Annotated in this window: 10 protein-coding genes and 1 pseudogene; 8 read left to right on the forward strand and 3 right to left on the reverse strand. The window is 36.4% G+C overall.

Annotated elements, in window-relative coordinates:
* The 5 genes and pseudogenes from ACEN31_RS10340 to ACEN31_RS10360 form a co-directional block, all read left to right on the forward strand.
* A pseudogene (locus tag ACEN31_RS10340) lies at nucleotides 1-94 on the forward strand (IS30 family transposase); the annotation flags it as partial.
* Between the two features lie 118 nt (nucleotides 95-212).
* A complete protein-coding gene (locus ACEN31_RS10345; RefSeq protein WP_007207888.1) occupies nucleotides 213-944 on the forward strand; it encodes a metal ABC transporter ATP-binding protein in 732 nt (243 codons plus the stop codon).
* Nucleotides 945-1799, forward strand: coding sequence for a metal ABC transporter permease (locus ACEN31_RS10350; protein WP_138405517.1), 855 nt, complete (start codon nucleotides 945-947; stop codon nucleotides 1797-1799).
* 2 nt (nucleotides 1800-1801) lie between these two features.
* Nucleotides 1802-2737, forward strand: coding sequence for a metal ABC transporter solute-binding protein, Zn/Mn family (locus ACEN31_RS10355; RefSeq protein ID WP_138405516.1), 936 nt, complete (start codon nucleotides 1802-1804; stop codon nucleotides 2735-2737).
* 246 nt (nucleotides 2738-2983) lie between these two features.
* Nucleotides 2984-3415 (forward strand): metal-dependent transcriptional regulator, encoded by a 432-nt coding sequence (locus ACEN31_RS10360; protein WP_407109366.1) that lies wholly within the window; start codon nucleotides 2984-2986, stop codon nucleotides 3413-3415.
* A gap of 105 nt (nucleotides 3416-3520) precedes the next feature.
* Here ACEN31_RS10360 and ACEN31_RS10365 read toward each other — a convergent pair.
* A protein-coding gene (locus tag ACEN31_RS10365; protein ID WP_087060381.1) for an IS3 family transposase occupies nucleotides 3521-4683 on the reverse strand; the annotation gives its coding sequence in 2 pieces (ribosomal slippage) (nucleotides 3521-4407 and nucleotides 4407-4683; 1164 coding nt in all).
* 493 nt (nucleotides 4684-5176) lie between these two features.
* On the opposite strand from ACEN31_RS10365, the gene ACEN31_RS10370 reads away from it, so the two are divergent.
* From ACEN31_RS10370 to ACEN31_RS10380, 3 genes are all read left to right on the forward strand, one after another.
* A complete protein-coding gene (locus ACEN31_RS10370; protein WP_143746385.1) occupies nucleotides 5177-5965 on the forward strand; it encodes an IS3 family transposase in 789 nt (262 codons plus the stop codon).
* Nucleotides 5941-6105: an IS3 family transposase gene (locus ACEN31_RS10375; RefSeq protein ID WP_080489804.1), complete on the forward strand. Its 165-nt coding sequence runs from the start codon at nucleotides 5941-5943 to the stop codon at nucleotides 6103-6105. Before ACEN31_RS10370 ends, ACEN31_RS10375 begins: the two co-directional genes overlap by 25 nt.
* Before the next feature lie 95 nt (nucleotides 6106-6200).
* The gene (locus ACEN31_RS10380) at nucleotides 6201-6398 is read left to right on the forward strand and encodes an IS3 family transposase (RefSeq protein WP_002297837.1); all 198 of its coding nucleotides are present in this window, start codon (nucleotides 6201-6203) and stop codon (nucleotides 6396-6398) included.
* A gap of 57 nt (nucleotides 6399-6455) precedes the next feature.
* Here ACEN31_RS10380 and ACEN31_RS10385 read toward each other — a convergent pair whose 3' ends face one another.
* Complete coding sequence (locus tag ACEN31_RS10385) at nucleotides 6456-6893, reverse strand: universal stress protein (RefSeq protein ID WP_005879133.1); 438 nt, start codon at nucleotides 6891-6893, stop codon at nucleotides 6456-6458.
* 8 nt (nucleotides 6894-6901) lie between these two features.
* The gene (locus ACEN31_RS10390) at nucleotides 6902-8509 is read right to left on the reverse strand and encodes an Nramp family divalent metal transporter (RefSeq protein WP_040366370.1); all 1608 of its coding nucleotides are present in this window, start codon (nucleotides 8507-8509) and stop codon (nucleotides 6902-6904) included.
* Nucleotides 8510-8658: the final 149 nt, after the last annotated feature.

An 8658-nucleotide genomic window follows, 5' to 3' on the forward strand; every position in this document is an offset into this window, starting at 1 on the left:
GAACACGATTCCACGGAAATCCTTACACTACCGAACACCGTTGGAAGTATTTTTGAGTTACTTAGATGAAGCAGTTTTGTCTAGCTTAATTTGACAAATCAAATAAATTAAAGCAAAATATTAGACAAACCTAAAAAAAATAAGGTTGACCAAAATATTTTTAGAGGTTATACTAAAATTAGAAAAATTTAGTTTTTAAAGGAGGTTTTTATTTGTTAACTGTAAAAAAATTATCTGTTGCGTACTGCGATACACCGGTATTCAATAATTTATCCGTCCATTTTAATGCAGGGAAGATTACTGGCATTATCGGACCTAATGGAGCTGGTAAATCTACTTTAATCAAGGCAATATTGGGTCTTATTCATCCAAAATCAGGTAGTAGCGCGCTTGATGGTCATTCAATGGCAACAGTAAAAAAGAAGGTTGCCTATGTAGAGCAACGAAAGGATTTAGATCTCAGTTTTCCAATCAATGTCTATGATTTGGTTTTAACTGGTAGTTATGGAAAACTGGGATTGTTTAAGACTCCAGGAAAAAGCGAACGTGTTGCTTGTGATGCAGCTCTTGAGCAAGTTAAAATGACTGACTTTGCTAATCGGCAAATAGGTAATTTGTCAGGCGGACAATTACAGCGGGTATTCGTAGCTCGAGCAATTTTACAACAGGCAGAAATTGTTGTCTTAGATGAACCTTTTGTTGGAATTGATGTGGAAAGTGAGCGTGCCATCATGGCTATTTTAAAACAATGGCGAGACGAACAAAAAACCATTATCGTTATCCATCACGATTTAAATAAAGTTTATGATTACTTTGATGAATTAGTCATTATGAATCACGGAATCATTGACTTTGGGCCAACTCAAGAAGTCTACAATTCGAAGAATATCAGTAAAGCATTCAGTGATGACTTATCTTCAGTTCTATTTCAGGAGGTAAATTGAATGACTGCTCTCTCGGATTTTTTTCAAGCGTTAGGAAAATATGATTTCCTTCAAAGTGCATTAATCACTGCAATAATGGTGGGGATTATGTCTGGGATTATTGGGAGTTTCATCATTCTACGAGGAATGTCTTTGATGGGGGACGCTATTTCTCATTCAGTATTGCCAGGGGTTGCTGTTGCTTATATGTTAGGTATAAATATCTTGATTGGAGCATCTATTTTTGGTGTACTAGCTGCAATGTTAATCGGCTACGTGGCTTCTCATAGTAAAATCAAAGTAGATACTGCAATAGGGGTTGTCTTCAGCTTCTTTTATGCATTGGGATTCATTTTAATCTCTATGGCCGAAAGCTCAACCAATCTACACCATATTTTATTTGGAAACATTCTAGCTGTTAGTAATAGTGATATGATCACAACGGCAATTGTTTTAGGAATTGTGATTATTTTTGTACAAGTATTTTATAAAGAATTGTTAATCACTTCCATTGATCAGACCTTCGCTAAAACATATGGATTAAATACCCAACTAATCCACTATAGCCTTATGCTCGTCTTAACGCTAGTAACCGTATCAGCATTACAAACTGTCGGAATCATCTTAGTAGTGGCCATGTTAATTACGCCAGCTGCAACAGCATACTTTTGGACCGACCGCTTGTCCGTGATGCTTGTTTTCTCCGCTATATTTGGTGTTGTCGCATCAATTTGTGGTTTGTACTTCAGCTACACATTCAACTGGGCTTCTGGTCCAGCGATTGTTATTGTCGCAGCAGGGTTATTCTTAATTTCCTTTATCTTCTCACCAAAACAAAACTTGTTACATATACACAAAAATAGAAAAGAGGCGTAAATATGAAAAGAATATTAGTAACCATCGTAGTAGTGATCGCAACCGTCGCCGGAGTAATCTTTTTTGTCAACGGACGAAGTGGAGATTCCAAACAATCAACAGATTCCAAAAAAATCAGCGTAGTAACTACAAACTCGATTTTGGAAGACATGGTTAAAAATGTGGCTAAAGATCGCGTTGAACTATATAGTATTGTTCAACGCGGCGTGGATCCCCACGAGTATGAACCTAAACCGGAAGATATCTCAAAAGCAACAGATGCAACAGTTTTATTTCACAACGGACTGAATTTAGAAACTGGCGGTAGTGGTTGGTTCAAGAAGTTGGTAAGCACTGCTCATAAAGAATTCGATAAAGATGTTTTCGCCGCCAGTGAAGGTGTAACACCGGAGCACTTAACAACCAACGTCGAAGAAGAAGATCCTCATGCCTGGCTTGATTTAGCCAATGGTGTTCAATACGTCAAAACAATCACCAAAGTCTTAAAGGAAAAAGATTCAAAAAATGCAGATTATTACCAAACTAATTCTGATGCTTATATCAAAAAATTACAAAAGTTACATGAGGAAGCGCAATCAAAATTTCTCGATATTCCTGAATCACAGCGTTTATTGGTCACCTCAGAGGGTGCCTTCAAATACTTCTCAAAAGCCTATCATGTTGCGCCAGCTTACATTTGGGAAATCAATACCGAATCTCAAGGTACTCCCGAACAAATGAAAGCTGTGTTAGCTAAAATAGAAAACTCTGATGTCAAACATTTGTTCGTAGAAACCTCTGTTTCATCTAAGTCAATGAATAAAGTTGCCGATGAAACGGGATTAGAAATTTATTCCAAAATTTTTACTGATTCATTAGCAAAAGAAGGTTCCGAAGGCGATACCTACTATACAATGATGAAATGGAATCTAAACAAAATTCATGATGGTCTAGCTTAGCAATGTTAAAAACATATTGATATTTTAAAGTTTCCCTCTAAGTAATTATTCTTGTAGTTTATTTAGAGGGACGACTTTTGATGATTGAGCGGTCCTCAGATATCTCATTACGATAAGATATCATCAAAAGACAAATTATTACTTAGCTAATTTTTTTCTTAGGATTATTTTTAGATATGTTACATAAAGACACCCCAGTTTAATAACGTAGGATGCTACTGATTTTACTTGAAAGGAGAACTAACATTGACACCAACCCAAGAAAAGTATCTGCTAGTTATTGACAAACTTAGTAAAGATAAAAAGTTGGTAAGAAATAGACAGGTTGCTGATATCCTAGAGGTCAAGCCTTCTTCTGTTACAGAAATAATGGATAGACTGGTAAATCAAAATATGATTCAGCACATTTCTTATCAAGGTGTTTTTTTAACATCCTCGGGTGAGGAACAAGTAGCTTTACTTAAAGAAAGACGTCTCATACTCTCAACTTTCTTAACATCATATCTCGGCATTTCTAGAACTGAGGCACCAGAAATTATAAATGAACTCCTACAAATTCATAGCTCTCTATTTTTTGAAAGACTTAAATGTTATATAGAACAGGAGACTATTGAAAGTCGTATCCAATATGATAAATACTTTTCAAAAAATAAGTTGGAATGGCAACAGTTTTTTTGACAAATTTTATAAGGTGCAGAACTTCTTTCCGTATGCTATTCCGATTGTCCTTGACAATGAGCCTCCTCGGATGTGACGATCTTCGGCAGGAGCTAACAGTTAAAGTTAGACTGCCTCGCTAGCGTTAGCACATCCGAGCTCATTATCAAGGATTCGCTGCGCCAATCTCTGGTTACGGTAACCAACCGGTGTCTCGTAGCCAAGTGTACCGTGCAACCGAAGGTGGTTCCACCAATTGACATAGTCAAATAACTCCAAATCCAATTGTTGTAAGGTTTCAAATGTGTATTGATAGACAAATTCTACTTTCAGCGACTTATAAGTTGATTCAGCTACGGCATTATCAAAAGGACAGCCTTTATGACTCAATGATCGATTGATGTCAAAAGTTGTTAATAATTCATCAATAGCTTGGTTATCAAACTCTTTTCCACGATCAGTATGAAAAATCTCAACCTCTGTCAGAGGTTGTTTGATACGGCTAAATGCTTTTTTTACTAGAACGGCATCTTTATGTTCTCCACAAGAATAGCCGAGAATTTCTCGATTGAACAGATCCAAAATGAAACAGACATAATTCCATTTTTTCTCGACTCGTACATAAGTCAAGTCTGTTACGATCGCTTCTAATGGGTTGTCTCTTAAGAATTTACGATTCAATACGTTTGTCGTTTTGGCTTCATTGCAAGTAGAATGATGTACTTTAAAATAAGCAACAGTATAGCTCGATTTTAATCCTCTATTTTTCATGATTCTACTAATTTTTCGTCGGCTGATCTGAATGCCTCGTTTTGATAAGGCTTTTTTTATTTTTCTTGAGCCGTAGGCCTTTCGGCTGCGGATAAATTCTTCAGCGACTACTTCTTCAAGTTCTGATTCGTCTTTCTTTGGTTTTGATTGATAATAATAGGACTGACGTGATAGACCTAATATTCTGCACATCGCTGATATAGGGTAAAGATGCTTATTCGCATCGATTACTTGTCTCTTCGTCCGAATATCAGCGCTGCTTGCTTTAAAATATCATTTTCCATTTCTAATTGCTGGTTTCTTTTACGTAGTTCTAACAATTCTTTTTGTTCAGGCGTAAGATTATCTTTTTCTTTGAATGAACCACTCGTTTTAGATTGCTTTACCCATTTGTCAAATGCTGAAGCCGTTAGTTCATATTCTCGAATGATTTCTACACGTGGCTTTCCAGCTAAGTAAAGATTGACGATTTGTTGCTTGAATTCTTGTGAAAAAGTTCTTCGTGTTCTCTTAGACATAAAAATTCCTCCTGGTATATTTTCTTCTAGTCTACACACCTTAATTTTTCTGTCTAGTTAATTGTAGCCTATCCAGATTCATACCTACAAAATTATCCTATATGTAATTTTTTTAATGAATCTTTTATTAAATTTATATACTATCCGCAAGCACAACACTACTGGTATCGATAGCATATTTTAATCCGCGCATGAATTGATATTCATAATAGTGTTTGTTAATAACTATTAAGTCCTGGATGTAGGATAGAAGTTGAGACAGATTTTGAGAGAGGGTAAACTAATCTCAAAGGAAGGTATCTCGTCATGCCAAAACGCTACACGAAAGAATTTAAGAAGCGATTTTAGAGTTGCACAAACAAGGAAAATAAGCACGACAATTATCCTTAGAATACGAAGTTGGATATTCTACTATACTAAAGTGGGTTCAAGTTACAACCAGAATAAGTCCGGGCGGACTTACTCCGGACGAAGCTAAAGCTTTAAAAAAGCAATTAAAAGAAAAAGACGAGGAACTCCTCATCTTAAAAAAATCACTCGGCCTGCTGGCAAAGAAATAGAAATCATTGAATTCATCCGTCAAGAAAGAGAAGCAGGCCATCACAGTGTGTCAAAAATGTGTCGTCTGCTTGGCATATCTAGAGCTGTGTACTATCGTAAAATTAATCCGACCCCATCCAAAAGAGCTAACGAACAAGTTTTGTTGGATCGTCGAGTCCTCCGTGTCTACCACGAAAGTGGTCGTGTCTACGGTGCTGGGAAAATTCATTATATACTCGCACAAAACTATTCAGACTATCGAAAAATCAGCATGAAATGTATTCAGAGATCAATGAGGCGTCAAAAGATCCGATCTATTGTCATTAAGAAATTCAAAGCAGGTAAGCCTGCCAAGAAACTCTTGAAAAACTATCAAAATTTATTGAAGCAAGATTTTTCTACTACTAGGTTGAATCAGAAATGGGTAGCTGATATCACATACATCCATACGTTAGACGATGGATGGTGCTATCTCTCAACCATCATGGACCTTCATTCAAGAAAAATTATCGGTTATCACTTTGATCGTAATATGACGACTGTTATTGTAGAAAAAGCCCTTGAGGACGCTGTTTCAAATAGAAATGTTGAAAATGGGCTGATTTTGCATACCGATTTAGGGTCGCAGTATACAAGTAATGAATACGAAGAACGGCTGAAAGAATTAACTATCACCATTCCTACAGCCGTAAAGGCTGTCCCTACGATAACGAAGGAATCGAATCATTCCATGCATTATTGAAGAAAGAACATGTGTCCCAACGACCAATATATCAAACTTTTGAAGAAGCAAGGCGACAAATTTTCAGTTACGTTCAAGGATTTTATAACAACCACAGAATTCACAGTGCTTTAGCATATCTGTCTCCGGTTGAATTTTAGAAAAAGATACTGGCTGCTTAACATAAAAAATCTCTCGTAAAAAGTGTCTCAGCTATTGACTCTAATCCAAAAAGCATTATCACATTCCAGGAGGAATGGTTCTACAAACGGATTTATGCAGCCAGTATACAATAATCGAATCTTCCTATGCATCATTGAAAAAAGAAGAGGTCTATACGACTACTTACTCAGATTTTGAAGAAGCCAAACGAGCGCTATTTAGCTACATTAGTTCGATTGGTTATCTAACTCCACAGGAGTTTGAAGACCTGTCAAGAGAGGAAATAGCATAACCATCTCTATTAAAATTTGTCCAAGATATTGACCCAAATACATATTATCTGCAATATTTACTTAATAACTGTAATTGAGATTGGAGAATTTTTAACCATATAAGTAGCATGCGAACCAAAATATCCTTTAATTCCATGCATTGATCGCGATCCAATGATTAAGATATCTGCAGATGTTGCTGGCAAAATCGTCTTAGTAATTTCCTCGGCCGGATCACCTTCTCCACTGTACAGCTGAATGTTTTTTACACCGCTATTTTCTGCATATTGTTTGTACTTTTCCAAATTAAGTAACAATTGACTTTGTTTCTGGCTCAAGTACTCAGGGTCTAACGCTTCATAAACATTCAACTCTTCAATTTCTAAAATTGAGGCAATCAGTAATGCGGCTCCAGTTTTACTCGCTTGCTTTACAGCATATTGAAAGGCTTTTTGAGCTCCTTCTGATTCATCTACCCCAACTAAAATATTTTTAAATTCATCAAATCCTTCCATAGTGCATCTTACCTTTCATTAATTAATTGATTATATTTTTTATTTCCTTTATACAGTTCAATAATTGTCCACGCTAACAGTAGTAATACTGCGACGATAATGACATAGGCAATAGAATCAGCTAGTACAAGTTGGCTTGATGTCACCTTTTCACCAAAAAAACCTTCAATTTGGCCGGGCAATCCAATCAAATTTAAATATGTCAATCCAATTACTGAACCCCATCCTAGTATCCGAATAACTATCGAATTTTTAAACCGGCTTCCCATTTCCACCTCACTATTGGTCATCATTAATAATGGTACCATCGAAAATGGTAACGCAAAAGCTAAGAAGACTTGTGAATTATTCATTAGTGTATTTAACGCTGTGTGCTCCCGAATCGTTCCTTGCCTGCTTGTAATAATTACACAGATTAACACTGGGATAACTGAAATCAAACGCGTAATTAAACGTCTTAGCCAAATTGGCATTCTCATATGAATGAATCCCTCCATAATTACTTGTCCAGTTAAAGTTCCGGTAATCGTTGAATTTTGTCCAGAAGCTAGTAACGCGACTGCGAATAATGTAGAAAGAAGACCTGATTTTGCAACGGTGATTAAAATTCCGTTACTCAATGTATCCGGATTTGATAAAGCCTCATACAACCCAAAGAATGATGGATCTTTCACTGCCCCTGTTTTAAAAACAGCAACTCCCATTATGAGCAATAAGGAGTTAACAAAAAAAGCGAGAGTCAATTGAATGTTAGAATCCCATGTTGAAAATCGTACAGCATTGGCGATTTCATCTTCATCCGTACGATTTATCTTTCGAGTCTGAGACACAGCCGAATGTAGATATAAATTATGAGGCATAACTGTTGCACCAATAATTCCTAATGCACCAGTTAAAGGCGTTTGACCACCAATTGAATGTGTAGAGGAGAACGTTTCACCAGTCGGAACCAATCCTTTAAGTACATCCCCCCAATTAGGATCAGACAACGCTACTTGATAAACAAACACAAAAAGAATTACAAAAATCAAACAGACAACTATTGCTTCAATTTTTCTAAAACCAACTTTCGTTAACAACAATAATAATAAAACATCAAATACCGTAATAAAGACTGCGACGACAAGCGGAATATTAAAAAGTAAATAAAGAGCAATTGATGCGCCAATTACTTCCGCAATATCTGTTGCCATAATCGCTAATTCCGTTAAAATCCATAAAATGATTCCTAGTTTTTTACTCGTTCTCGCTCGAATTGCTTGAGCTAAATCCATTTGACTAACAATTCCCAATTTAGCAGCCATATATTGTAATAGCATTGCAATTAAACTAGACATTAAAATGACCGACATTAATAAATACTGGAAGTTTTGCCCACCCGTAATCGAAGTAGACCAGTTGCCTGGATCCATATATCCCACAGCAACTAATGCTCCCGGTCCAGAATAGGCGAACAGGATTTTCCAAAAGCCTTTGCCTTTGGGTACCTCGACAGTTCCGTTAATTTCCTCTAAAGAGGGACCATTCGCATGCTGAATTAATCGAGGTTTGTGCTCTTTACCGGACTGACTTGTTGTATCTTTTAAAATATTTCCACCTTCCTTTAAAAACATCATAAGCATACACCTCTTTTTTATTAACGCCAATTGTAAAATTAAGCTAGACAACTAAAACAGCCATTTGTGGTACACTCAACTTGTAATTCCGACCAAAGAATACAAAGGAGTGACCACAAATGACCTACACCCATCTTACCACGGATGAA

Origin of the sequence: Ruoffia sp. FAM 26255, from assembly GCF_045528525.1 — a bacterium.
GTDB classification, from domain to species: Bacteria; Bacillota; Bacilli; order Lactobacillales; family Aerococcaceae; genus Ruoffia; species Ruoffia tabacinasalis.

Bases quoted from the DNA above. Each gene is read 5' to 3' on its own strand.
- ACEN31_RS10355 (WP_138405516.1), top strand. From the start codon at position 1,802: ATGAAAAGAATATTAGTAACCATCGTAGTAGTGATCGCAACCGTCGCC.
- ACEN31_RS10390 (WP_040366370.1), bottom strand. From the start codon at position 8,509: ATGATGTTTTTAAAGGAAGGTGGAAATATTTTAAAAGATACAACAAGT.
- ACEN31_RS10385 (WP_005879133.1), bottom strand. From the start codon at position 6,893: ATGGAAGGATTTGATGAATTTAAAAATATTTTAGTTGGGGTAGATGAA.
- ACEN31_RS10350 (WP_138405517.1), top strand. From the start codon at position 945: ATGACTGCTCTCTCGGATTTTTTTCAAGCGTTAGGAAAATATGATTTC.
- ACEN31_RS10380 (WP_002297837.1), top strand. From the start codon at position 6,201: ATGGTTCTACAAACGGATTTATGCAGCCAGTATACAATAATCGAATCT.